Annotated in this window: 21 protein-coding genes; 8 read left to right on the top strand and 13 right to left on the bottom strand. The window is 72.4% G+C overall.

The features are described from left to right. Positions 1-142 precede the first annotated feature (142 nt). Together purH and ACTZWW_RS10025 are read right to left on the bottom strand one after the other, a co-directional pair. Positions 143-1,735 carry a bifunctional phosphoribosylaminoimidazolecarboxamide formyltransferase/IMP cyclohydrolase gene (gene purH, locus ACTZWW_RS10030; RefSeq protein WP_444780809.1) on the bottom strand — a complete coding sequence of 531 codons (1,593 nt, stop codon included), beginning with the start codon at positions 1,733-1,735 and terminating at the stop codon, positions 143-145. A 77-nt stretch (positions 1,736-1,812) separates the two neighbouring features. Beyond that, entirely contained in the window at positions 1,813-2,991 is a 1,179-nt protein-coding gene (locus tag ACTZWW_RS10025; protein WP_444780808.1) for a hypothetical protein, read from the bottom strand. A 213-nt stretch (positions 2,992-3,204) separates the two neighbouring features. Between ACTZWW_RS10025 and ACTZWW_RS10020 the strand changes: the two genes are divergently transcribed. Next, positions 3,205-3,447 (top strand): hypothetical protein, encoded by a 243-nt coding sequence (locus ACTZWW_RS10020; RefSeq protein WP_444780807.1) that lies wholly within the window; start codon positions 3,205-3,207, stop codon positions 3,445-3,447. Here the strand turns inward: ACTZWW_RS10020 and ACTZWW_RS10015 are convergent. After that, a complete protein-coding gene (locus ACTZWW_RS10015; RefSeq protein ID WP_444780806.1) occupies positions 3,444-4,025 on the bottom strand; it encodes a TrmH family RNA methyltransferase in 582 nt (193 codons plus the stop codon). The two genes, ACTZWW_RS10020 and ACTZWW_RS10015, sit on opposite strands and share 4 nt — an antisense overlap. 106 nt (positions 4,026-4,131) lie before the next feature. Here ACTZWW_RS10015 and ACTZWW_RS10010 point away from each other — a divergent pair, with 106 nt between their 5' ends. Beyond that, complete coding sequence (locus tag ACTZWW_RS10010; protein WP_444780805.1) at positions 4,132-5,043, top strand: pentapeptide repeat-containing protein; 912 nt, start codon at positions 4,132-4,134, stop codon at positions 5,041-5,043. A 10-nt stretch (positions 5,044-5,053) separates the two neighbouring features. Further along, entirely contained in the window at positions 5,054-7,309 is a 2,256-nt protein-coding gene (locus ACTZWW_RS10005) for a hypothetical protein (protein WP_444780804.1), read from the top strand. A gap of 6 nt (positions 7,310-7,315) precedes the next feature. Here ACTZWW_RS10005 and acuI read toward each other — a convergent pair whose 3' ends face one another. Together acuI and ACTZWW_RS09995 are read right to left on the bottom strand one after the other, a co-directional pair. Beyond that, the gene (gene acuI, locus ACTZWW_RS10000; protein WP_444780803.1) at positions 7,316-8,293 is read right to left on the bottom strand and encodes an acrylyl-CoA reductase (NADPH); all 978 of its coding nucleotides are present in this window, start codon (positions 8,291-8,293) and stop codon (positions 7,316-7,318) included. Positions 8,294-8,409: 116 nt separating this feature from the next. Beyond that, positions 8,410-8,631 carry a hypothetical protein gene (locus ACTZWW_RS09995; RefSeq protein WP_444780802.1) on the bottom strand — a complete coding sequence of 74 codons (222 nt, stop codon included), beginning with the start codon at positions 8,629-8,631 and terminating at the stop codon, positions 8,410-8,412. 104 nt (positions 8,632-8,735) lie between these two features. Here ACTZWW_RS09995 and ACTZWW_RS09990 point away from each other — a divergent pair, with 104 nt between their 5' ends. Next, a complete protein-coding gene (locus tag ACTZWW_RS09990) occupies positions 8,736-10,301 on the top strand; it encodes an anti-phage dCTP deaminase (protein WP_444780801.1) in 1,566 nt (521 codons plus the stop codon). Between the two features lie 4 nt (positions 10,302-10,305). Here the strand turns inward: ACTZWW_RS09990 and ACTZWW_RS09985 are convergent, their stop codons facing one another. The 4 genes from ACTZWW_RS09985 to ACTZWW_RS09970 form a co-directional block, all read right to left on the bottom strand. After that, entirely contained in the window at positions 10,306-11,217 is a 912-nt protein-coding gene (locus ACTZWW_RS09985; protein ID WP_444780800.1) for a GGDEF domain-containing response regulator, read from the bottom strand. A gap of 112 nt (positions 11,218-11,329) precedes the next feature. Then, on the bottom strand, positions 11,330-12,055 hold the full coding sequence (locus ACTZWW_RS09980; protein WP_444780799.1) for a nucleotidyltransferase family protein: 726 nt from the start codon (positions 12,053-12,055) through the stop codon (positions 11,330-11,332). Positions 12,056-12,065: 10 nt separating this feature from the next. Further along, entirely contained in the window at positions 12,066-13,652 is a 1,587-nt protein-coding gene (gene tsaE / locus ACTZWW_RS09975; protein ID WP_444780798.1) for a tRNA (adenosine(37)-N6)-threonylcarbamoyltransferase complex ATPase subunit type 1 TsaE, read from the bottom strand. 60 nt (positions 13,653-13,712) lie between these two features. Then, positions 13,713-16,157, bottom strand: a complete 2,445-nt coding sequence (locus ACTZWW_RS09970; protein WP_444780797.1) for a PAS-domain containing protein — start codon at positions 16,155-16,157, stop codon at positions 13,713-13,715. A gap of 351 nt (positions 16,158-16,508) precedes the next feature. Between ACTZWW_RS09970 and hemW the strand changes: the two genes are divergently transcribed. Then, the gene (hemW, locus tag ACTZWW_RS09965; RefSeq protein WP_444780796.1) at positions 16,509-17,672 is read left to right on the top strand and encodes a radical SAM family heme chaperone HemW; all 1,164 of its coding nucleotides are present in this window, start codon (positions 16,509-16,511) and stop codon (positions 17,670-17,672) included. Positions 17,673-17,678: 6 nt separating this feature from the next. Here the strand turns inward: hemW and ACTZWW_RS09960 are convergent, their stop codons facing one another. Then, the gene (locus ACTZWW_RS09960; protein WP_444780795.1) at positions 17,679-18,443 is read right to left on the bottom strand and encodes a class I SAM-dependent methyltransferase; all 765 of its coding nucleotides are present in this window, start codon (positions 18,441-18,443) and stop codon (positions 17,679-17,681) included. Between the two features lie 241 nt (positions 18,444-18,684). Between ACTZWW_RS09960 and ACTZWW_RS09955 the strand changes: the two genes are divergently transcribed. From ACTZWW_RS09955 to ACTZWW_RS09945, 3 genes are all read left to right on the top strand, one after another. Next, positions 18,685-20,559 (top strand): DEAD/DEAH box helicase, encoded by a 1,875-nt coding sequence (locus tag ACTZWW_RS09955; RefSeq protein WP_444780794.1) that lies wholly within the window; start codon positions 18,685-18,687, stop codon positions 20,557-20,559. Between the two features lie 63 nt (positions 20,560-20,622). Then, the gene (locus ACTZWW_RS09950; RefSeq protein ID WP_444780793.1) at positions 20,623-21,021 is read left to right on the top strand and encodes a DUF2237 family protein; all 399 of its coding nucleotides are present in this window, start codon (positions 20,623-20,625) and stop codon (positions 21,019-21,021) included. A 73-nt stretch (positions 21,022-21,094) separates the two neighbouring features. Then, on the top strand, positions 21,095-21,331 hold the full coding sequence (locus ACTZWW_RS09945; RefSeq protein ID WP_444780792.1) for a DUF6894 family protein: 237 nt from the start codon (positions 21,095-21,097) through the stop codon (positions 21,329-21,331). Between the two features lie 23 nt (positions 21,332-21,354). Here the strand turns inward: ACTZWW_RS09945 and ACTZWW_RS09940 are convergent, their stop codons facing one another. Genes ACTZWW_RS09940 through dnaQ form a run of 3 tightly spaced genes read right to left on the bottom strand, consistent with a single transcriptional unit; the run spans position 21,355 to position 23,007 of the window. Then, the gene (locus ACTZWW_RS09940) at positions 21,355-21,714 is read right to left on the bottom strand and encodes a hypothetical protein (RefSeq protein ID WP_444780791.1); all 360 of its coding nucleotides are present in this window, start codon (positions 21,712-21,714) and stop codon (positions 21,355-21,357) included. Between the two features lie 2 nt (positions 21,715-21,716). Then, positions 21,717-22,244 carry a type II toxin-antitoxin system antitoxin SocA domain-containing protein gene (locus ACTZWW_RS09935; protein ID WP_444780790.1) on the bottom strand — a complete coding sequence of 176 codons (528 nt, stop codon included), beginning with the start codon at positions 22,242-22,244 and terminating at the stop codon, positions 21,717-21,719. A gap of 58 nt (positions 22,245-22,302) precedes the next feature. After that, complete coding sequence (gene dnaQ, locus ACTZWW_RS09930; protein ID WP_444780789.1) at positions 22,303-23,007, bottom strand: DNA polymerase III subunit epsilon; 705 nt, start codon at positions 23,005-23,007, stop codon at positions 22,303-22,305. Positions 23,008-23,017: the final 10 nt, after the last annotated feature.

Raw genomic sequence — 23,017 nt, 5'->3', positions numbered from 1 at the left:
GGCCACAAAGGCATGGCAGGGTCAAGCTGTCGCAGACCTCCCGCTGCATTTCCATCCGGAGTGGAACGCACCGTGGGGAGGCATGCGGACCCGACGTCTTGTGCGCCGCCCGAGGTGGCGTGCGCGGGCTATCTACCCATGTTCAATGCCGGAAGTGCCGGTGCCCCGTGAACACCATCGCGAGCCCCGCCTCGTCGGCGGCGGCGATCACCTCGGCGTCGCGCATCGAGCCGCCGGGCTGGATCACGGCCGTGGCGCCGGCCTCGGCCGCCGCCAGCAGCCCGTCGGCGAAGGGGAAGAAGGCGTCCGACGCCACCACCGAGCCCTTCGCCAGGCTCTCGGGGATGCCGAGCGCGCGCGCCGCCTCGCCCGCCTTCCAGGCGGCGATGCGCGACGAGTCCACCCGGCTCATCTGCCCCGCGCCGATGCCGACGGTGGCCCCGTCGCGGGCGTAGACGATGGCGTTCGACTTGACGTGCTTGGCCACCCGGAAGGCGAAGGCGAGGTCCGCCATCTCCCGCGCGGTGGGCTGGCGCTTCGAGACGACGGTGAGCGTCATGTCGGAGACGACCGCGCGGTCGCGCTCCTGCACCAGCAGCCCGCCGGCGACGGTGCGCACGGCGAGCCCCTTCGCCCGCGGATCGGGAAGAGCGCCGGCGAGCAGCAGGCGCAGGTTCTTCTTGGCGGCGACGATGCGAAGCGCCTCCTCGGTGGCGTCCGGCGCGATGATCACCTCGGTGAAGACCTCGACGATCTTCGCCGCCGCCTCGGCGTCGAGCGTCCGGTTGACGGCGACGATGCCGCCGAAGGCGGAGACCGGGTCGCAGGCGAGCGCGCGGTCGTAGGCGTCCGCCAGCGTCGCGCCGGTGGCGACGCCGCAGGGGTTGGCGTGCTTGACGATCACGACCGCCGCGCTCTGCGCCGGATCGAGCTCCGCCACGCACTCGTAGGCGGCGTCGGTGTCGGCGATGTTGTTGTAGGAGAGCGCCTTGCCCTGCACCTGGCGGGCGGTGGCGACGCCGGGGCGGGCCTCGCCGGTGCGGTAGAAGGCCGCCTTCTGGTGGGGGTTCTCGCCGTAGCGCATGGCCTCGGCGAGCCGCCCGCCCACCGCGCGGAAGGTCGGCGCCTCGACGGCGAGCGCGTCCGCGAGCCAGTTCGAGATCGCCGCGTCGTAGGCGGCGGTGCGGGCGTAGGCCTTCTGGGCGAGGCGCTTGCGCAGCGTCAGCGTGGTGGCGCCGTCGTGGCTCTCGAGTTCCGCGAGGATCGTCCCATAGTCGGCGGGGTCGACCACGACGGCGACGCTCTCGTGGTTCTTCGCCGCCGCGCGGATCATCGCCGGGCCGCCGATGTCGATGTTCTCCACGCAGGCCTCGTAGTCGCCGCCCCCGGCCAGCGTCGCCTCGAACGGATAGAGGTCGACGACGAGGAGGTCGATTTCGGCGATGCCGTGGGCGAGCATGGCGGCCTGGTGCTGCGGGTCCGCCCGCCGGGCGAGCAGCCCGCCGTGCACCTTCGGATGCAGCGTCTTCACCCGCCCGTCCATCATCTCCGGGAAGCCGGTGAGATCCGACACCTCCGTGACCGCGAGCCCCGCCTCCGCCAGCGCCCGATGGGTGCCGCCGGTGGACACGAGCGCCACCCCGCGCGCGGCGAGCGCCCGGGCGAAGTCGACGATGCCGGTCTTGTCGGAGACGGAGAGGAGCGCGCGGGTGACGCGCTCTTTACGGGTGGGCATGATGGAGGGTCCCGCGGGGCTTGAGGGTTCCGCGGGCGGTTAGCATGGTTCGGGGTCGGGGGGAACCGGGGCTCTCGTCACGTCCCGCCGCCCGTGGCCGCCACGTCTCCGGGCGGCGCGCGCCGATCGTCCCTGATCAGCACGTCCAGATCTTCCTTGATGGCCCTGTAGAAGGCCGCCGTCGAGGTGACCGCCAGCGACGGCGATTGCCCATTGTAGGGGATCTGGTTGAAATACGGCGTCAGCAGGAGCGAGCCGTCGGTGAGCGTCATCCGGTAGCGCATCGGGCTGTGGCGGAGCTGGATGATCTCGAGCGAGCCGCGCTTGGGCGCCTTGTCGGAGGTCGGCTGGCGCTCGAGCACCTTCGCGATCCGCTTCCACGCCTTGAAGGCCTCGCGGCATTCGTCCTTGACCTGCTGCACGCTGGCCTTGAACTTGTCCGGCCCGTCGTAGGACAGCATCGCTGGCAGCGTCGGATTGCTCGGATGAAGCATGACCGCACGCACGTCGACGCCCTTCACGGTGATGAGGTACTGGAGGACGTCCGAGAACGTCATGAGGTCGCCGTCCGGCCTCGTATAGGTGAAGCGCGGATGCGTGAAGTGCTTCAGCGTTATGCCAGTCAGCGTCAAAAATTCGTTCGCATTGAGGAAATAATCTGAATAGTGGACGATATTCTTCTGTTGCATCTCCTCGACATTCACCTCCTTGACGGCGAGATGTCGAAACTCGTCGTAGAAGCGATACTCCCTGAACACCCGGCCGAACGGATCGTACTTGTCGAACGCTTTCTCCCGATGGATGGGCTCATCGAGCGTGTTCTCGATGTACTTGACGAGCCTTGCGATGAGCTTCTCGGGAGCGGCCCGTCCGGCCTGATAGTCGTAGGACTCGACGTTCATGTCGGTCACGTCGAAGTGACGCGGCTCCCGCGGATTCTCCGAGCGCAGCATGATGACGTTGCGGGCGGCGGCGTGGGCGAGCGCGAGCTCGTAGTACACGTTCGGCCGCTCGAAGGCGAGGACCGCGATCACGAGGTCGTGGTGCAGGATGTTCTGGAGGACGCGACCCATCACGGATCCCGTTCGCTCCTCGTGATCGGCACGCACGACATGGATGTCGTATTGCGGGCGAAGCCGCTCGCACGCCTTCGCGATGATCTCCTCGAAGACCCAGTCGGCGTGCGCCCGCTCGGGGCTGCCTTCCTTGCCGATCGGGCTGATCACGAATGCCTTGAAGTGCCTCGTCTTCGCCATGGCGAAACGACCCCCCGCACGCTGCCGAACCAGGAGACGCGACGCACCCTACATTTCGTTAACCATATTCATACTTCCATCAGTGAAGCAACCCCGGATGCGTTGACGAAGCGCGCCGATCCGGAATCGCCTCTCGCATTCGACGGTTCGGTAACCGCTTGTTAACGTGCGGCACGCGATTCTGCCGACGGCACCGGTGCCACGGAGAATCGCATGGCGACGATCATCAGCCTCGACGCGTATCGGGCGTCGCGGCCCAGCGGCCGAGAACCGACGCGAAGCGCCGGCGATGGAGGAGAGGCGACCTCGGCTTCGAACCGATCCGAGATCGTGGCACTGCCGGTGATGAGCGTGGAGCGGCTCTGCCGCCTGTTCGATCTCGATCCGGCGGACTTCGAGGCCGACCGCCGGCGCCGCGATCCCGGCCGCAGCGGCAACGGCACCCCCGCCGCCTAGCCGGCCCCCGCCACCCCCGCGCAATACGCCGCGTAGCACGCGATCCCCACCGACATCGCGACGTTGAGGTTGGGCCGCCCGTCGTTGGACGGCGGCGCCGTGCGGCCGGGATCGATCGGGTTGGCCGTCGGCGGCTTGGGCGTGAACACGTCCGGCATAGGGATCGTCAGCGCCACGTCCGCCGCCGCCGCGAAGGCGGGGTCGAGGCCGTCGTATTCCGAGCCGAAGGCGATCACGTCGCCCGGGCGGAAGGCGAACGCCGGCAGCTCGACGGCATCGGCCGCGATCGTCGTGGCGACGAGCCGTCCCTCCCCGATCCAGGCGCGCGCGGCCTCGAGACCCGCGAGACGGGTGAAGCCGCGCCGCTCGAGCGCCCCGCAGGAGAAGTCACGGATCGTCTGCAGGCGCACGGGGTCGTCCAGCACGTCGTCGGCGCCGGTGAGCGCGACGTCCGCCTCGTAGGTCTCGGCGACGCGCAGGATCATGCCGGTGTTGATCGGCGAGCGCACGCCGACGAGCAGGATGCGGATGCCCGTCACCCCGTTGCGCCCGCCCCAGGTCCCGCTCGTCCCGGCCATCGCGATCCCTCGCTCGTCGTCCGAATCCGCATTCGGATCCCTTACCATCTTCTTAACGGCTCGCAGTTGCGCTATCATCCCGGGCATTCACCCGGGACGCCGCATCATGCTCCTCTCTCGCTCCCCCCGCACCGCCCTCCTGCGCCTCGTCCCCTGGCTCGAGCCCCATCTCGACGCCGCCGAGAGCGCCTGCGCCACGCCCGTCGGCGCGCCGCCGGCCGCCGCCGGCGCGGCGCGCGACGCCGCGGCGCGGGAGCGGCTCGCGGCGGGGATCGGCCGGTGGAACCCGTGGGCGATGGAGATGCTCCAGCTCGCCCCCGCCTTCGCAGATAGCCCGCGGGCGACGCGGCTCTTCGCCTTCGCGGCGGCGGTGGACCTCGGCGGCGCGGCCGATCTCTCGATCGACCTCGGCGGCGCCGTGGTGCCCGGCGCGCTGCGGCTCGCGGGCGCCCGGCTGCCGATGGGGATCTGGGCGTCCGCCGCGCAGTTCCACGGTCCCGTGGACGCGACGGGTGCGGTGTTCGGCCGCGAGGCGACCTTCGAGCGCGCCGTGTTCTCCGCCCCCGCGACCTTCGCCGACGCCGCCTTCGCCCGCTCGGCCGAGTTCCGGGACGTCTCCTTCCGCGCCGGCGTCTCCTTCGCCGCCGCGCGCTTCGCCAAGGACGCCTGGTTCCGCGGCGGGTCCTTCGCGGGCCCGGTCGACTTCTCCGGGGCCTCCTTCGCCGGCGAGGCCGGGCTCGGCAACGTCACCTACGCCGACGGGGCGGACTTCTCCGACGTCGACTTCGCCGACAACGCGGGCTTCGACACCGCCCGCTTCGGCGGGCCGGCGCGGTTCGACCGCGCCCGCTTCGGCCGCAACGCCTGGTTCGAGGGCGCGGCCTTCGCCGACGAGGCGAGCTTCGACCGCGCCCGCTTCCAGGGGCGCGTCGTCTTCAAGGACGTCGAGACCCCGCCCAAGCGCACCGAGGTCGCGGCCATGCTGGCCGAGATCGAGGCGCGGCTCGGCGGGCGCTGAGCCGGGGATCGTGCGCACCGGCATCCCGCTCGACGCCTACGGGGCCGAGAGCGCCGCGCGTCTGTGGAGCGAGGCGCAGCCGCTCCTGGTCGGCGTGACCGGCCAGCGCTTCTTCGATCGGACGTCGGCCACGGTCAACCAAGCCCGCGCGGCGACGGTGGAAGCGCGCCTCGCCGCGGTCTTCGCGCGGCTCGACGGCGACTTTCCGGACACGCCGAAGCTCCTCCTAACCGGCGCGGCCATGGGCGCGGACCTGATCGCCGCGCGGGCCGCGCGCGCGACAGGAGCGCTGTGGCGCGTCGCGGCGATCCTGCCCTTCGCGCCCGATCTCTTCCGCGAGGATTTCGCGCCGCCCACGAGTCTCGCCGAGACGGAGCACGCGGCCTTCGTCGCCTGGTGCGAACGGCAGCGGGAGGACTTCGAGGCGCTGCTGCGCACGCCCGAGCCCGAGGTGCTGGTGCGCGTCCTGCCACCGCTCGCCGGGACCGGCCCGCTCTCGCGAGACGCGAGCGGCTACGATCGGAGCGGGCGCCATGCGCATTACGAGCAGGTGGGCCAATGGATCGCGGAGGCCGCGACGCTCCTCGTCGCGGTGACCGAGCCGGGCGCCGCCGAGACGGAGATGGCGCGCCGGGCGAAGGGGATCGCCGGCGCACCCGCCGAGGACGGCGCGCTGACGGACGGCAGCACGATCCGCGTCGTCGCCACGCGCCGCCACGGCCTCCCCGACGCCGCCGGGCGCGCGGTCGCGCGACGCAGCACCGTGCTGCGGCAGGCATGGTCGCCGGTCCTGCCGCCGCCGAGCCGGTCCGTCTGGCTGATCGACCCGACGGAGGACTGGCGGCCCGAGCGGCGTCGCTTCTGGCCGGCGCTCACCTATCCGGTGTCGGCGCTCAGGCCGATCGAGCCGCCTCCGCCGGGCGGTCACGAGAAGCCGCAGCCGCCGACGGTCGAGGCGGGGCATCCGTCGCTGCGCCTGGCGCGCGCCTTCGACCGGTACGGCCGCGAGGTCGCGAGCCGGGCGACGCCGATGCGCGCGGACGCGAGCGCGATCGCCGCGCTCGAGCGGGCGCGCAGCACGCTGAGCTTCGCATCGCGCGGCGCCAAGAAGCCATCCGAGCGCGCCTTCTGGGCGCTCGCGCTCCTCTTCGTCGGCGCAGTCGCGGTCTACGAGACCTTCGCGAAGTTCAGGCCGAGCGATCCATCCGTCCTGATCGGATACCTGGTGCTCCTTCTCGCCATCGGCGCGGTCGCCCTCCTCGCCGGGCGGCGGCGCTGGCAGCCCCGCGCGGAGGACTATCGCGCGGTAGCGGAGATGCTGCGCGTCCAGAACGCGTGGTGGAGCGCGGGCTCGCCCGAGCGCGTCGACCGTGAGCATCTCCAGGGCGTCGATCGCGACCTCGCCCGTATCCGCGACGGGGTCACCGGCATCCTGACCTGGATCTGGCTGAGTCGCACGACCGCCGAGGCGATGCGGACGCCGCCCGCCGATGCGGAATGGAGCCGGGTGCGTGAAGGCGGCGGGACGCCGCGCGCGAAGCTCGGGACGCTGGAGAAGCCTCCGAAGGACTGGATCGGCAGCCAGATCTGGTACTTCGAGCGCAACGCGGAGGACCGCGAGACGCACGCCGCGCGCGCCGAGCGCCAGAGCTGGTTCCTCGTCGTGACGTCGGGCGTGCTGGCGGCGCTGCTCCTCGTCTGGCTCGGCGTCCCCGGGGTCAAGAAGCCGTTCGAAGCATCGGGCATGCTCCTCGGCTGGTGGAGCCTCGTCGGGGGCATCACCGCCGCCGCCGTGGTCGCGACCGTCCGCGACGTCGTCTCGCCGCGTTTCCGGGGCGTGTGGCCCGTCCTCGTCTCGCTCGCCTTCGCGCTGCCGGCGGCCGCCGCGCTGGGACTCGCCGCCGCCGGGCTCGGGCACGCCCTCGTCGATGCCGGCTTCGCCGACCTGTCCGCCTCCACCGCGGCCAAGTACGCCGCCATCGTCCTCGTCGTCCTGCTCAACGCCGTCGCCGGCGCCTGGCGCTATCTCGCCGAGAAGCTCGGCTGGGAGGCGGAGGCGCTCGCCTATCGCGACGCCTACCGCGCCTTCCACCGCGCCGAGGAGGCGCTCGCGGCGATCTGGGACGAAGGCTCGAATCGCCCCCGGCCCGAGCGCGAGGACGAGGCGCGCGCCATCGTGCACGAGCTCGGCCGGATCGCGCTCCTCGAGAACGAGGCCTGGCTGAAGACGCGCCGCGAGCGCCCGCTCACCCCGGTCGCCGGCTGAGCCGCCTCACCCCACCTCCACCACGATCCGCCCGCGCACCCGCCCGGCGAGGATCTCGTCGGCCGTGGCGATCACGTCCTCGAGCGGAATCGTCGTCGTCATGGCGTCGAGGATCGCAGGATCGACGTCGCGGGCGAGGCGGTCCCAGGCGGCGCGGCGCAGGGGGATGGGGGCGGGGACGGAGTTGACGCCGAGGAGCGCCACGCCGCGCAGGATGAAGGGCGCGACCGAGGTCGGCAGGTCCATGCCGCCGGCATTGCCGCAGGCGGCGATCGCGCCGTCGGGCTGCGTCATCGAGAGGGCGTTGGCGAGCATCGCGCCGCCGACCGTATCGACGCCCGCCGCCCAGCGCGCCTTGGCGAGCGGCTTGACCGGCCCCGTCAGCTCGGCGCGCGCCACGATCTCGGCGGCGCCGAGCCCCTCGAGGTAGGCCGCCTCCTCCGGCCGGCCGGTCGCGGCGATCACCCGCCAGCCGGCCTTCGCCAGCAGCGCCACCGCCACCGAGCCGACGCCGCCGGCGGCGCCCGTCACCAGCGCCGGGCCGGCCTCCGGCGTCAGGCCGTGGCGCTCGAGCGCGAGCACGCACAGAGCGGCGGTGAGGCCGGCGGTGCCGAGCGCCATGGCGCGCGCGGCGTCCATCCCCGCGGGGAGCGGCACGAGCCAGCCTCCGGGCACGCGCACCTTCTCGGCGTAGCCCCCCAGATGCGTCTCGCCGACGCCCCATCCAGTGAGGATCGCCGCGTCGCCGGGCTTCCAATCCGGATGCGTCGAGGTCTCGACCACCCCCGCCGCGTCGATGCCGCCGATCATGGGGAAGCGCCGCACGACGGGCATGCGCCCGGTCAGGGCGAGCCCGTCCTTGTAGTTCACGGTGGAGTGGGAGACGCGCAGGGTGACGTCCCCCTCCATCAGCTCGCTCTCGGGAAAGTCCGTCAGGGCGGCGGTCGTGCCGGTCTCGGCCTTCTCGACGACGATGGCGCGCATGGTGGTCCTCCCGGGAGCGTGGCGCAGTGCTCTGCGCAGGTGCCTAGCGTTCGGGAGGGAGTTCACACCGGGGCGGGGCGGGGGGCAAGGGGAGAGAGGCGAGGAGGCGACCGGGCTCAGCCTGCGGCGGGCCCGTCGCGGCCGGAGCCGTTCCCGGCGGGCTCCGCGGCCGCTCGCTTCTCGGCTTCCGCCTGCGCCTTGAGGCGCATGGCATAGGCACGGATCGCGGGTCGGTCGATCTGCTTCTCGAGCGACGACACGAAAGACGGCTCCGCATCGACGAGCGCCAGCATCTGGTCGGCGAACCATCCGCGTTCGTAGCTCGCACGTTCCGCCATCTCGACCTCCCGTCGCATCTGTCTTTTCATACGCGAATCAGGTTAGCAGATTCATCAACGCCCGGCAGTCGGGAATGTGCCAATCTCGGAACGAAGCGACACCGATGCCGAGCAGCGAAGCGAAGGGTGGGCCGGAGCTGGTTTTCTGCCTCTGTGCGCCGGTGGGCTCCGACCAGGAAGCCGTTCAGGCCGAACTGGCGGAGCAGCTGAAACGCGTCGGCTACGACGCGATCCAGATTCATCTCACCGACTTCCTCACTGAGGTTGATGGGCCACCGACCAAGACGGAGGGCTATGCGAAGCGGATTCTGCGCCTGATCAGGCGAGCCAACGCGTTGCGCAAGCGCACCGAGGAGAACGCCGCGATGGCCTATGCGGCGCTCACGATGATCCGCTCCGAACGAGAGAAGAAGACGGGCTCCGCCAAGAAACCCGCGCCAAGCGTCGCCTACATCCTCAGGCAACTCAAGCGCCCCGAGGAAATCGCTTTGCTGAGGGAGGTTTATGGTAAGCGCGTCCTGCAGATATCCGTGCACTCGGATACGGCACGGCGTCGCACGCGCCTCATCGAGCGCATGAGGGACGAGGACGCGGCCGCCACGCGCGGCCACCGTTTCGAAGTATGCGCCCTGAAGCTTCTCGAGCGGGACGAGTTCGAAGCCTCCGTGGAGCATGGCCAGCGGCTGCGCGACGTTTTCCCCTTGGCCGACGTCTTCATAGACGGCGACCGAACAGGAAACCTCAAGGCGACGGTCGAGCGCCTCGTCCGCCTCGTCTTCGGCTACAATTTCGCCTCGCCCTCCCGCGACGAGCACGGCATGTACCTGGCGAAGTCGGCCGCCCTGCGCTCGCTCGACCTCTCGCGGCAGGTCGGCGCGGCGGTCTTCTCCATCGACGGGGAGGTGAAGGTGCTCGGCACGAACGAGGTCCCGAGCCCCCGCGGCGGCACCTACTGGGACGGGGACGAGCCCGAGTCGCGGGAGTACATCCGCGGAGCCGACACGAACGAGGAGTTCAAGCACAAGCTCCTCACGGACGCGCTCCACCACCTCGCGAAGGTTGGCGTCGTCGCAGAGACCTACACGGGTATCGACTCTCGGGCACTGCTGAAGCGCATCTCGGACGAGCGAGGGATCGACCTCGGCAAGCAGCTCCTCTTGATGGACATGATCGAGTACGGCCGCATCATCCATGCGGAGATGAACGCCATCACCGATGCCGCCCGCCTCGGCATCTCGCTCAAGGACGCCACGCTGTTCTGCACGACCTTTCCATGCCACCTCTGCGCCAAGCACATCATCGCCGCGGGGATCAGGCGCGTCGTTTATATCGAGCCCTATCCGAAGAGCTACGCAGCAGAGCTCTATCCCGACGAGATCGTGCTCGGTCGACCTGCGGCGCCCTCAGCCGCGGACTGTGACGATGGACGTGTACGCTTCGAGCCCTTCATCGGCATCGCGCCGTTCCGCTATCGCGACTTCTTCGAGAAGCAGAAACGAAAAGGCAGCGACGGCCGTGCCCAGCAATGGGCGAAGGGCGATCCGGAACCGATCGTGGGCAGCGACGTCGAGTCCTACCTCGCCACCGAGGAGCAGAAGGCCCTCTACTTCGCCAGCCGTCTCGCCAAGACGTCTCCCCCGGAAGACGAAGCCTCTCCTCCTGCCCGCTGACCCCTCACCCCACCCGCGACACGTACACGTCCGAGAACGCCGTCATAACGCGGTCGCGGCCGTTGGCCTTGGCGTCGAACAGGGCGAGGTCGGCGCGCTTCATCAGGCCCTCGACCGTCTCGCCGTCGGACCATTCGCCGACGCCGAGGCTCGCGGTGAACTTCACCGGGCCGGAGCGGCCGCGCACGCGGATCTCGGAGATCTTGCCGCGCAGGGTGTTGGCGACGTCGGAGGCCTCCATGCCGCGCATGCCGGGGAGCGCGAGCGCGTATTCCTCGCCGCCGACGCGGCCGGCGAAGCCCTTGTGGTCGCGGGCCACCGCGGCGAGCACCTCGCCGGCGGCGCGGATGGCGGCGTCGCCCACCGCGTGGCCGTGGCCGTCGTTGATCTTCTTGAAGTGATCGAGATCGATGCCGATCAGCGCCAGCCGCCCCTGCGGCCCGTGCCGGCGCGCGGCCTCGCCGAGGCGGTGGATGAAGGCGCCGCGGTTGAGCAGGCCGGTGAGCGAATCGGTCTCGGCCAGCCGGATCAGCTCGCGCTGGAGCGTGGTGAGGCGCTGGGCGGCGCGCAGGCGCGCGTTCAGCTCCTCCGCCACAGGGGGCTTGGAGAGGAAGTCGTCCGCGCCCGAATCGAGCGCTTCGGAGAGGTTGCGCGCGTTGTCGGTCGACGACATCGCGATGATGTAGAGGGGCCGGCGGTCCTCGGCGAGCAGGCGGGCCGACCAGCACAGCTCGAAGCCGCCGATCGGGCGGGTCTCCAGGCTGGTGATCAGCGCGTCCACGCTCGGCGTGTCGGTGACGAAGGCGAGCGCCTCGCGGCTGTCGGTGAAGGTCTCGACCTGGTGACCCTTCGGGGCGAGCAGGCCCGCGACCATCTTCAGGACGACCCGGCTCGAGTCCACGACCACGATATGCATGTGCGGCCCCAATTCCCCAGTCCCAATTCCACTTGGGAAGACGAGCGTAGGGATAGAGCCGACGGCTTAAGAACAGGCTAAGACGATCCGCGTCGCGGGCCGGCGGCGGCGGTCAGCCCGCCGTCGCCATGCGCTCCTCCGCTTCCGCGAGCGCGCGCGGGTCGCCGACGTGGAGCCAGGTGCCGTCGAGGCGCAGGCCGTGGAGCCGCCCGGCGCGCTCGGCGCGATCGAACAGCAGATTGAGCGAGAACGGCCCTTCGGGCGTGTCCGCGAACAGGGCCGGCGAGAGGATCGCCACGCCCGCATAGGCGAAGGGCGCAACCGCCCGCTCGCGCCGGCGGGTCAGGCGGCCCTCGCCGTCCATCTCGAAATCACCCGGGCCGTCGAAGCCGATGGATCCCGCCGTGGCGGCGAGCAGCAGCGCGATGTCCATGCGCTGCGGGTCGTAGAGGTCGACGAGCCGCGCGATGTTGCTGCGCGGGCCCTCGAGCCAGGCGGAATCGGTGTTGTGGACCAGGAACGGCCCCGGCCCGAGCCGCGGCAGCGCGGCCTTGATGCCGCCGCCGGTGTCGAGCAGCCGCTCCCGCTCGTCCGCGACGACGAGCGCCGGCGGCGCGGTGCGCCGCGCGCAATGGGCCTCCAGCAGGTCGGCGAGGTAGTGCACGTTGACGACCGCGGTCTCGACGCCCGCCGCGGCGAGGCGAGCGAGCGCGTGGTCGATCAGGGCCCTGCCACCGAGCCGCACCAGCGGCTTGGGGGTCGTCGTGGTGAGCGGGCGCATGCGCCGGCCGTAGCCGGCGGAGAGGACCATGGCCGTGGTGGGGCGGGGCGTGGTCATGAGGTCATCGTCACGAGGGGGTTGCGGAGCCGGGCTCCGCCGCAATGCGCGGCGCGTGCGCCTCGTACCACGCCTTGAGGCGGGCGAGTGCGGGGTGTGCGAGGTTGCGCGCGAGCACGGCCTCGAGCCGCGGCAGGTGGGCGAGGTAGCCGGGCTTGCGGTCGCGCCGGTCGAGGCGGGTGAAGATGCCCAGGCACTTCGTCGCCCGCTGCGCGCCCAGGATGGCGTAGTCGCGGGCGAAGGCGGCGACGTCGAAGCCGGGGTCGCGCGCGCGCCGCTCGCGGGCGTAGAGCGAGAGCAGCCTGAGCTCGAGCTCGGGCGCGACGTCGACCCGCGCGTCCTGAGCGAGCGAGACGAGGTCGTAGGCGGGGTTGCCCAGCACCGCGTCCTGGAAGTCGATCAGCCCGACGCGGGCGATGCCCGCACGCTCGGGGAGCCAGATCAGGTTGGGCGAGTGGTAGTCGCGCAGGCACCAGGTCGCCGGCGCCTCGTCCAGGAGGGCGAAGACCTCCCGCCAGGCGGCGAGGAACTCGGCACGGGCGGCCGCGGTGAGCTCGTGGCCGACGCGGAAGCGCAGGTACCAGTCGACGAACAGCTCGACCTCGATCGACAGCGCGGCCTCGTCGTAGGGCGGTACCGGGTGCTCGATCTCGTCGGCCACGGGGAGCACGTGCGGAAGCGTCGTCGTGTGGATCTCGACGAGGAGCCGCGCCGCCTCGGCGTAGCGCTCGGGGATCGCGCCGTCGGCGTCCACGACCGGCTCGTCGCCGAGGTCCTCCAGGAGCAGCAGCCCCTCGTCGAGCGCCTCGCCCAGGATGCGCGGGGCGGAGAGGCCGAGCGAGCGCAGGCCGCGGTCGATCGCGACGAAGGCGTGGACGCTCTCGGCCAGGCGCGCGATGGCGCTGTAGGGCTTGCCCTGGCGGATCGGCGGACCGTCCGGGCGGCGCGGGGCGATCATCAGGACCGCCGTCTCGCCTCCGTCGCGGGTCAGCCGCTCGTAGGCGCGGGTCGAGGCGTCACCCGTCATCGGGGCGCGGCGCGCGCCGGACCAGCCGGCCCGGGCGAGCAGTCCCTTGAGCGCGCGGGCCCGCACCAGCCGCTCGCCGAAGGCGCCGACGCCGACCAGGATCGCGACGCGGGCCTCGCCGCCGTCGTGCGCCACGATCTCGAGCGTGATGTCGAGGCGCGACGCCGAGAGCGCCGCGGCGGCCCGGTCGGGCCATTCGACGAGCGCGATGGCGCTCTCCGTCGCCTCGTCCCAGCCGAGCTCGACGAGCTCGTCGGAGGAGGAGAGCCGGTAGAAGTCGGCGTGGACCACGGGCGCCCTGCGCGTCTCGTAGGTCTGCATCAGCGTGAAGGTGGGGCTCGGCACCTCGAGCGCGGGGTCGCCGGCGAGCGCGCGGACGATGGCGCGCGCCAACGTCGTCTTGCCCGCGCCGAGCCCGCCCGACAGCGTGACGAGGTCGCCGGGCTTCAGCTCGTCGGCGATGAAGCGCGCCATGTCGCGGGTGGCCCGCTCGTCGTCGAGCAGCACCTCCCAGACCGGCAGGCGCGGGTCGGGACCCGGGGGCAGGCCCATCAGGCCTCTCTCTGGCATCGAATCCTCGCTGTCGGGGCGCACGCGTCGGCCGCGGCGCCCAAGGACGCGCGCCCCGCGCTACTCGGCCGCGAGGCGCTGCGGCCCGTCCGCCGGGAAGACGCAGGTCACCGTCGTTCCCGATCCCGGGTTCGACGTCAAGGACACCCGCCCGCCGTGCAGCTCCACGAAGGCGCGCACGATGGACAGGCCGAGCCCGACGCCGCGGTGGCGGGTGCCGAGCGTATGGCTCTCGAATCTGTCGAAAACGCGCTCGACCACCTCGGGCGGGATGCCGCGGCCCTGGTCGGCCACCTCGAACACCACCTCGCCGGCGGTCTTGCGGGCGGAGAGGCGCACGGTCTGGCCGGTCTCCGAGAAGCCGACGGCGTTCGAGAGCAGGTTGAACAGCACTTGGCGCACGCGCTTGGCGTCGGCGATGAAGCCGCCGATGCCGCCGGGCGCGTCGATGACGAGGGAGAGCTTGTTCTCGGCGATGCGGTCGTCGATCCCGCGCACGGCGGCGTCGATCGTCTCGCGGATGTCGACCTCCTCCGGATCGAGCTCGAGCGAGCCCGTGTCGATCGAGGCGAGGTCGAGGATGTCGTTGATGATGGCGAGCAGCGCCCCCGAGGAGCGCATGATCAGCCCGGCGTACTCGCGCTGGCGGTCGTTGAGCCCGCCCACCGTCTCGTCGCCCAGCAGCTGCGCGAAGCCGATGATCGTGGTGAGCGGCGAGCGCAGCTCGTAGGAGACGTGGTGGACGAAGTCCTCGCGCAGCCGCGCCGCCACCTCCAGCGCCTCGTTCTTCTCGATCAGCGCCCGCTCGACGTTGACGCTGGCGGTCACGTCGACGAAGGCGATCAGCGTCGCGCCGTCGGGCAGCGGCTGGACCGCGCAGTCGAGATGCAGGCCGTCGCGGCGCGCCAGCCGCAAGGCCAGCTCCGTGCGCCCTTCCGCGTCCCCGGCGACGGCGGCGCGGATCGCCGCCCAGGCGTCCTCGTCCGGCGCGAGGCCGCGGCAGGCGGCGATCATGCTCTCGAGATGCGGCTCCTCGCCGGGGGCGGGCTGCGGCAGCCGCCAGAGCGCGCGGAAGGCGCGGTTGGCGAGCTTGAGCCGCCCGTCCGAGCCGAACACGGCGACGCCCTCCTCCAGCGCGTCGAGCGTCTCGCCCTGCACGCGCATGAGGGAATTGTAGCGGCTCTCGAGCGAGAGGTGCTCGGAGACGTCGTCGAACAGCCAGGTGAGGCCGCCCTGCGGGTTCGGGTTGGCGACGACGTGGAGCGTGCGCCCGTCGGGCAGGTGCCACCAGGTCTCCTGCGGCTCGATGGCGCGGTAGCTCGCGAGCACGTCCGCCTTCCAGCGCCGCCAGTCCGCCTGCTCGGGCAGGCGCCGCTCGGCGCGCAGGCGATCGAGGATCTCGCCCTCCGACGGCCCGCTCTCCAGGAAGCCGCGGTCGAGGCCCCACAGGGCGCGATAGGCGGAATTGTGGAAGACGAGATGCTGGCTCGAATCGAAGATCGCCACCGCGTTCGGCAGGTGGTCGAGGGTGCGCACGTGCGCCTGCATCTGGCGCTGCAGGTCGGCGCGGACCTCCTCGAGGTCGGTGACGTCCACCGCGATGCCGACGAAGCCCCCCGGCGAGGGCGTCTCCGCGACGTCGAGCGTGCGTCGGGCGCCGGCCACGATCGCGGTGGTGCGCGCGGCGAAGCGGTCGCGGGCGGCGCGGGCGGTCGCGGCATCCTCGCGGGCGCCGCGGTCGAGGAGCTCGAGGCCCCGCGCGCGGGCGTCCTCCAGCGACAGCGCCTCCACCGCCGCGAGCCAGGCGGGGTTCGCCCAGGCGATGCGGCCCTCGCCGTCGCGCAGCCAGACCGGCTGGCTCATGCCTTCGAGCAGCGCGCGCAGGTTCTTCAGGTCGTCGCCCTGGCGCACCAGCGTCTCGCGGGCCTGGAGCAGCTCCAGCCGGTCGCCGGTGACGTCGCGCAGCCGCAGGATCGCCCGCCCGCCGAGCGCGCGCCCCTGCGCCTCGACGAAGCGGTCGCGCTGGGCGCGCAGGGTCAGGCGGAAGGCCTCGCCGCGCTCGCGCAGCCGCGTCAGCGCGCCGTCGAGCGCGCCCGCGTCCGCCGGCGCGAGCCAGGCGCCGAAGGCGAGGAGGCGCTTGCCGGCGGCCGCCGGGCCGAGGGCGTTCGGGTCGCCCTCGATGCGCGGCTCGGCGTCGCGGCCGTCCCAGGAGACGACGAGCTGGCTCTCCGCGCCGATCACCGTCTCCGCCCGGTCGGCGGCGGCGCGCAGCTCGGCGAGCTCGGCGCGCAGCCCCGCCTCGCGCTCCGCCGAGCGCCGCTGCTCGATGCGGTAGACGAAGGCGGTGGTCAGCGCGAAGACGAGCGAGCCCGCCACGAAGGCGAAGCTGATGGCGTTCTGCGGATCGAGCCGGGCGAGCAGCGCGTCGGGCGCGAGCGCCCGCGCCGGGCCGGAGAGCAGCGCGCCGGCCGCGAGCACGCTCGTGCCGAGGAGGGCTGCCCGCATCCGGCCGGGCAGGGACGCGCGCGGCGACGCGGGAAGCGGCGCGCGAAGCGGCGCCCGCCCCCGATCGCGCGTCTCGGTATGCTCTCCCACCTGCCCGTACCCGTCGCCCATCAGCCGTCGAGGCCCCCGTTCGCCGCACGCCCGCGCACCCGGAGACCCGGCGGCGGGCGGCGACGCTGTCACGATTCGCGTGCAGTGTACCCGTCGGGCGACTCCGCCAGGAAGAGGGTTAATGTCCGTTTAAACGCGGGTGTCGCGCGGGGGACTCAGGTGGGGACTCGGGTACGGGCCCCGCCCCGTCGCGCCCCGGCTGTTGCCAAACCGCCCGCGCGCGGTCACATCTGCGGGGTCATGACCGCTCACCCCACCACGAGCGCCGGATTCGGCGTGTACGTGCACTGGCCCTTCTGCGCCTCGAAGTGCCCGTACTGCGACTTCAACAGCCACGTGCGGCGCGAGCCGCCGGACGAGGCGCGCTTCCTCGCGGCCTTCGCCGCCGAGATCGCCCACCAGGGCGCGCTCGCGCCCGGCCGCACGGTGGGCAGCGTCTTCTTCGGCGGGGGAACGCCCTCGCTGATGCAGCCGCGCACGGTGGGCGCGATCCTCGACGCCATCGCGAGGGCCTGGAGCGTCGCGCCCGACGTCGAGGTGACGCTCGAGGCGAACCCGACCAGCGTCGACGCCACCCGCTTCGCCGGCTATCGCGCCGCGGGCGTGGGCCGCGTGTCCCTCGGTGTCCAGGCGCTCAGCGATCCGGACCTGCGCACGCTCGGGCGCCTGCACACGGCGCGCGAGGCGCTCGACGCCGTGGCGGTGGCGCAGGCGCATTTCCCGCGCTCGTCCTTCGACCTGATCTACGCCCGCCCCGGCCAGGCGCCCGCCGCCTGGGCGGCGGAGCTGCGGGAGGCGATCGACCGCGCCGCCGAGCACCTGTCGCTCTACCAGCTGACGATCGAGCCCGACACCTGGTTCGAGAAGCTCCACCGCGCCGGCAAGCTCGTCGTGCCCACGGCCGACGAGGCGCGCGCGCTCTGGGACGTCACGCAGGAGGTCTGCGACGCCGCGGGGCTGCCCGCCTACGAGATCTCCAACCACGCCCGCCCGGGCGCGCAGTCGCGCCACAACCTCGTCTACTGGCGCTATGGCGAGTATGCCGGCGTCGGCCCCGGCGCGCACGCGCGGCTCGTGACCAACGAGGGGCGCATCGCGCTGGCGACCGAGCGCCATCCCGAGACCTGGCTCGCGCTGGTGGAGCGCGACGGCAACGCCACGGTGACGCGCGAGGTGCTCTCGGAGGAGGCGCAGGGCGACGAGTTCCTGCTGATGGGCCTGCGGCTCGCGGAGGGTGTCGACCCGGCCACCTACGAGGCGCTCTCCGGCCGCACCCTCGACCCGCGGCGGATCTCCGCGCTCGTCGGCGACGGCCTGATCGCGCCCCGCGCCGGCGGCCGTCTCGCCGTCACGCAGGCGGGCTTTCCCGTCCTCGACGCGGTGGTCGCCGACCTCGCCGCATGAGGCGCCTCACGGCGCTCCCCACCGCCCCGTCGCCGCCCCGTTCGCAGCCCCGTTCGCCTGCGGCACCAGCACCGGGATGAAGCGCGTCCCGCGTCGGGTCTGGCGGACCATCAGCGGACGGTGGAGCTGCTTCGTGGCCTCCACCACGTGGACGCCGGCGAAGGGCAGGGCGAGGCGCGTGCCGATGCGCTCCCAGGCGCCGGCGGAGCCGCGCAGCACGCGCGAGGGCAGCGGCGGGACGTAGAGCGTCTCCGTCCAGGCCTCGGGGGTGAACAGCGTGCGGCGCATCAGGGCCTTGAGCTGCCCGCGCGAGTACGGCTGGCCGTGGCCGAAGGGGGTGACGTCCATGCGTGCCCACAGCCCGCCGCGGTTGGGCACGACGACCGCGAGCCGCCCGCCCGGCGCGAGCACGCGCCAGACCTCGTAGAACAGCTCGTCGGGATCCTCCGACGTCTCCAGCGCATGGACGAGGAGCACGCGGTCCATGCAGCCGTCGGGCAGCGGCAGCATCAGGCTGTCGGCGAGGCAGGCGGCGGAGCGCGCATCCCCGGGCCAGGGCTCGACGCCCTGCGCCGCCGGCATGAAGGCGAGGACGCGCTCGGCGCGCCCGCGGGCGGCGTGGAGGAAGGGGCCGGGATAGCCGAGCCCCATCACCCGCGCGCCGCCGACCGGCGCCAGGAAATCGTCGAGCGCGCGCCCGACGAAGCGCCGCGCGGTCTCGCCCAGCGGGCTCTCGTAGAATGCGCGCAACGCGACGACGTCGAGGGTCATGGGTCGGCGCTCTCCTCCCGCGCCCAGCAATGACGCGCCGGCGCGCGATGCGCAACCCGCAGGGCCGCCCGGCGCGCAACGCGCTCGCAATTCGTCGCGCGATGGCTTATGTGGGGACCGAACGCCCGGCCCGCGCGCCGCAGCGCCCCCTCCCGCCAGTCCAGCACCGACGGACCAGAACCGAAACCGGGGATGCCCGGATCGGCCCGGCGGGGACCTCTTTTCGACGGTACCGACCGCAATGCCCTTTCCCGCGACCCACCCCCTCCTCGCCGAGGCGCTGTCCGCGCGCGGCTACGCCGAGCCGACGCCGGTCCAGGCGGCCGTGCTGGCGCCCGGCCACGAGGGGCGCGACCTCCTCGTCTCCGCCCAGACCGGCTCCGGCAAGACGGTCGCCTTTGGCCTCGCGCTCGCCGAGACGCTGATCGGCGCAGCCCCCATCCTCGTGCCCTCGCTCGCGCCCCGCGCCCTCGTCGTCGCGCCGACCCGCGAGCTGGCGCTGCAGGTCGAGCGCGAGCTCGCCTGGCTGTGGGAGCGCACCGGCGCACGCCTCGTCTCCTGCGTCGGCGGCATGGACCCGCGCCGCGAGCGCCGCGCGCTCGAGGTCGGCGCCGACATCGTCGTGGGCACGCCCGGGCGCCTGCGCGACCACATCGAGCGCGGGGCGCTCGACCTCTCCGCGCTGGAGGTGGCCGTGCTCGACGAGGCCGACGAGATGCTCGATCTCGGCTTCCGCGAGGACCTGACCTTCATCCTGAACGCGGCCCCGGCGACGCGCCGCACGCTCTTGTTCTCCGCGACGATCCCGCCGCAGATCGCCGCGCTCGCCCGCGACCACCAGACCGACGCGATGCGCATCGACACGGTCGGGCGCAACGCACCCCACGCCGACATCGCCTATCGCGCCGTCCGCGTCGCGCCGCGCGAGGTCGAGCACGCCGTCGTCAACGTGCTGCGCCAGGTCGAGGCGCGGGCGGCGATGGTGTTCTGCGCCACCCGCGAGCAGGTGCGCCATCTCCATGCGAGCCTTCTCGAGCGCGGCTTCTCGGCGGTGGCGCTGTCGGGCGAGCTGTCGCAGGCGGAACGCACGACCGCCCTCCAGTCCCTGCGCGACGGGCGCGCGCGGGTGTGCGTGGCGACCGACGTCGCCGCGCGCGGCATCGACCTGCCGCACCTCGACCTCGTCGTCCACGCCGACCTGCCCAACGATCGCGAGGCGCTGCTCCACCGCTCCGGCCGCACCGGCCGCGCGGGGCGCAAGGGCGTGTGCGCGCTGATCGTGCCGGTGAACCGCCGCCGCAAGGCGGAGGGGCTGATCCAGGCGGCGCGCATCGACGTCGAGTGGTCCGGCCCGCCGACGATCGAGGAGATCCGCGCCGCCGACGAGGCGCGCTTCCTCGCCGACCCCGTGCTCGTGGAGGCTTCCGGCGACGACGAGCGGGAGACCGCCCAGCGCCTGCTCGAGACCCGCTCTCCCGAGGAGATCGCCGCCGCGCTCGTGCGCCTGTGGCGCGCGCGCCTGCCGGCGCCCGAGGACGTCTCCGATCCCGGCGAGCGTCCGCAGCGCCGCACCCGCGAGGAGCGGGAGACGTTCGCCGCGCGCGAGAAGACGCCGTTCGAGGGCCGCGGCGGCCGCGAGCCGCGGGAGGCGCGCGAGCGCCTGCCGATGGCCTGGTTCACGCTGTCCGTGGGGCGACGCCAGAACGCCGACCCGAAATGGCTGCTGCCGCTGATCTGCCGTCTCGGCAATGTCGAGCGCGGCGTGGTCGGCCCGATCCGCATCTTCCCCGAGGAGACGCGCTTCGGCATCGTCGTCGACGCCGCCGAGCGCTTCGCCCAGGCCGCCGAGCGCCCGAACGACGAGAACGTCCGCGTCGCGCGCGCCGACGGCGAGCCGGGGCCGCAGCCCGGGTTCGGCAAGCCCGCCTTCGGCAAGCCGGGCTACGCCAAGGCCGGGAGCGGCAAGCCGGGCAAGGGCGGGTTCGGCAAGGGTGGATTCGACAAGGGTGGCCCCCGCGGCAAGCCCGCCCCGCGCGGCGAGGCGCCCTTCCGGAAGGACGACGCGCGCCGCGGCCCCGCCGAGGGTGCGCCGCGCCGGCGCCACGGCGAGCGCTGACGGGCTCGACGGGGCGCCCGCCCCGTCCTAGCTCTCCGTAGGAAACCTCGGGAGGACGCGCCGATGAACGACTTGTCGCGACGCTTCGAGCGCGGGGACGGGGCCCGCAACGTGCTCGGCGGCCCGCTCGCCCTGTGCTGCGCGTCGCCGCGCACGGGCTTCTTCCGCGACGGCTTTTGCAACACGGCGGCGGAGGACGTCGGCACGCACGTGATCTGCGCCGTCGTCACCGACGCGTTCCTGCGCTTCGGCCAGGCCCGCGGCAACGACCTGCTGACGCCCCGCCCCGAGTTCGACTTCCCCGGTCTGCGGGCGGGGGACGGCTGGTGCCTGTGCGCGCTGCGCTGGCGCGAGGCGCTGGAGGCGGGCGTCGCCCCGAAGGTCAGGCTCGCCGCGACGCATGCGCGCGCCCTCGACTTCGTGCGCCTCGAGGACCTGGAAGCCCACGCGGTCGAGGAGTAGGTGCCCCTCGTGCCGCGGTGCGGGAACGGCCCGCCCGGCCGCGCCGTTCACCCCGCGCGACACGAGGAGAGCCATGCCGGTCTACTATTTCCACATCCGCTCCGACCGCGGCGTCCACCCCGACATGGACGGCGTGCGCCTGCCCGACGGCGAGGCCGTGCGCCGCGAGGCGATCGACCGCGCCCTCGTCGAGATGGCGGAGGGCGAGAAGCACGCGCAGGACCGCACCGGCTGGGCCTTCGACATCCGCGACGACCACGACCGCCCGGTGCTGGAGCTGCCGTTCGCGGAGGCGATCCCGCAGGGGTGACGACACCGCATCGGGACATCGTGTCAGGACAGGGCGTCGATGATCCGTCGCCGATCTTCCTCCCTGAGGGTCGTCGCCATCGTGAGCAGCTTGATGATCTCTCCGCACAGGCTTTCGTGGATCTCGCCGACAATTCCGTTCCTGGCAATGCTATCTCGAACGACGTAGTCGTCGATCTCCAGGGGATCCCCGCATTCCAGATAGCTGTCGTGATCGAGGAACATGTGCAGCGGATCGCGCACCAGCTTGACGATGGGCGGCCAGCGGCGCGTGTTGATCCGGTAGAAGTATCCGAGCGTCGGCTCCACGCAGGCGACCATCTTCGGCTTCGGCGGACGAACGGTCCCATCGGGAATGACGATGACCTGCCGGGGCTTCAGCACCTCTACAGCCTCATGAACCGTGCTTTCTCACGAAGCATCTCGATGACTTCGTCCTTGTCCGGACGGTCGTCGAGCATGTCCTCGTAGCGCATGTAGCCGAGCTCCGCAGCCTGCCAGTCCGGGCCGTGGGTCGCCGCGGTCCGCTCGTCGAAGCTCATCGACAGCGAGCGCTCGAGGCCGGCGCGGAGGTGCTCCCGATTGCTTCGCGAGAGTGCGGAGGTGTCGACCTGCGACGCTCCCGACGGGCGCAGGCGGTAGCCGGCGAGCGTCCATGGAACGCTTTCGACGCCGAGCTCGGCGAGCCACAGCGATTCCGCTTTCGCCATCTCGTAGATCTCGAGCGGGACGGGGCCGAAGCGCATCGCCCGATAGGTCGCGCCGAAGATCGGCCTGAGATGCTCGTTCAGATGCGTCTTGTCGGCGAAGTAGCACGTCTTGAGCGCGGCATGCAGATCGATCCCGGGATGGTTCGACACCATCTCGTGCAGGGCAGCATAGGCCTTGTCGGCGGCGAATTTGAACCGGATCATGCCGACAGGATAAGATTCGGCCTCGACGCGCGCAAGCGTCGTCGATCGAGGCGCCGTCCTACTCCGCCGCCTCGCGCGCCGGCAGGTAGTCGCCCCACACCGTCTCGCCCTTGAACCCCGCGAGGAAGGCCGCGTGCGCCTCGCGCTCGGCATCGGTCAGCCGAGGCGGGGCCGGGCGCCGCGCCACGGCGGGCGCACCCGCGACGAGGGGGCCGCGGGCGAGGCTCGGCGCGGAGAGGCCCAGATCGACCTGCTTGCCGCCGATCAGCTCGATGTAGACTTCCGCCAGCAGCTCCGCGTCGAGGAGCGCGCCGTGCTTGGTGCGCCGCGCATTGTCGATGCCGAAGCGGCTGCACAGGGCGTCGAGGCTCGCCGGCGCGCCGGGGAACTTGCGCCTGGCCATCATCAGCGTGTCGAGCACCTGCGCGGCGGGCCAGCGCGGGCGGCCGAGCCGCTCGAGCTCCATGTCGATGAAGCCCATGTCGAAGGGCGCGTTGTGGATGACGAGCCGCGCGCCCTCCACGAAGGCGAGGAAGTCGTCGCAGATCGCCCCGAACACGGGCTTGTCGGCGAGGAAGTCGTCGGAGAGGCCGTGCACCTGGAAGGCACCCTCCGACATCGCTCGCTCCGGATTGACGTAGCGATGCCAGGTCCGCCCGGTCGGGATCTGGTTGAGGAGCTCGACGCAGCCGATCTCGACGATCCGGTCGCCCAGGTTGGCGTCTCGGCCGGTGGTCTCGGTGTCGAGGACGATCTCGCGCAAGGCTCGGGCT

It is taken from the genome of Salinarimonas sp. NSM (assembly GCF_052380005.1).
Lineage (GTDB): Bacteria > Pseudomonadota > Alphaproteobacteria > Rhizobiales > Beijerinckiaceae > Salinarimonas.
This window is presented reverse-complemented; position numbering and strand designations above follow the sequence as displayed.

Coding starts and splice junctions, on each gene's coding strand:
- ACTZWW_RS09950 (WP_444780793.1), top strand. CDS start 20,623: ATGAACGACTTGTCGCGACGCTTCGAGCGCGGGGACGGGGCCCGCAAC.
- purH (WP_444780809.1), bottom strand. CDS start 1,735: ATGCCCACCCGTAAAGAGCGCGTCACCCGCGCGCTCCTCTCCGTCTCC.
- acuI (WP_444780803.1), bottom strand. CDS start 8,293: ATGCGCGCCATCGTCGTCGAGAAGGCCGAGACCGGCACGACCGCCGCC.
- ACTZWW_RS09990 (WP_444780801.1), top strand. CDS start 8,736: ATGCCGAGCAGCGAAGCGAAGGGTGGGCCGGAGCTGGTTTTCTGCCTC.
- ACTZWW_RS10025 (WP_444780808.1), bottom strand. CDS start 2,991: ATGGCGAAGACGAGGCACTTCAAGGCATTCGTGATCAGCCCGATCGGC.
- ACTZWW_RS09955 (WP_444780794.1), top strand. CDS start 18,685: ATGCCCTTTCCCGCGACCCACCCCCTCCTCGCCGAGGCGCTGTCCGCG.
- ACTZWW_RS09935 (WP_444780790.1), bottom strand. CDS start 22,244: ATGATCCGGTTCAAATTCGCCGCCGACAAGGCCTATGCTGCCCTGCAC.
- ACTZWW_RS09960 (WP_444780795.1), bottom strand. CDS start 18,443: ATGACCCTCGACGTCGTCGCGTTGCGCGCATTCTACGAGAGCCCGCTG.
- ACTZWW_RS10015 (WP_444780806.1), bottom strand. CDS start 4,025: ATGGCCGGGACGAGCGGGACCTGGGGCGGGCGCAACGGGGTGACGGGC.
- hemW (WP_444780796.1), top strand. CDS start 16,509: ATGACCGCTCACCCCACCACGAGCGCCGGATTCGGCGTGTACGTGCAC.
- ACTZWW_RS10020 (WP_444780807.1), top strand. CDS start 3,205: ATGGCGACGATCATCAGCCTCGACGCGTATCGGGCGTCGCGGCCCAGC.
- ACTZWW_RS09980 (WP_444780799.1), bottom strand. CDS start 12,055: ATGACCACGCCCCGCCCCACCACGGCCATGGTCCTCTCCGCCGGCTAC.
- ACTZWW_RS09995 (WP_444780802.1), bottom strand. CDS start 8,631: ATGGCGGAACGTGCGAGCTACGAACGCGGATGGTTCGCCGACCAGATG.
- ACTZWW_RS10010 (WP_444780805.1), top strand. CDS start 4,132: ATGCTCCTCTCTCGCTCCCCCCGCACCGCCCTCCTGCGCCTCGTCCCC.
- ACTZWW_RS09945 (WP_444780792.1), top strand. CDS start 21,095: ATGCCGGTCTACTATTTCCACATCCGCTCCGACCGCGGCGTCCACCCC.
- ACTZWW_RS09985 (WP_444780800.1), bottom strand. CDS start 11,217: ATGCATATCGTGGTCGTGGACTCGAGCCGGGTCGTCCTGAAGATGGTC.
- ACTZWW_RS09970 (WP_444780797.1), bottom strand. CDS start 16,157: ATGCGGGCAGCCCTCCTCGGCACGAGCGTGCTCGCGGCCGGCGCGCTG.
- tsaE (WP_444780798.1), bottom strand. CDS start 13,652: ATGCCAGAGAGAGGCCTGATGGGCCTGCCCCCGGGTCCCGACCCGCGC.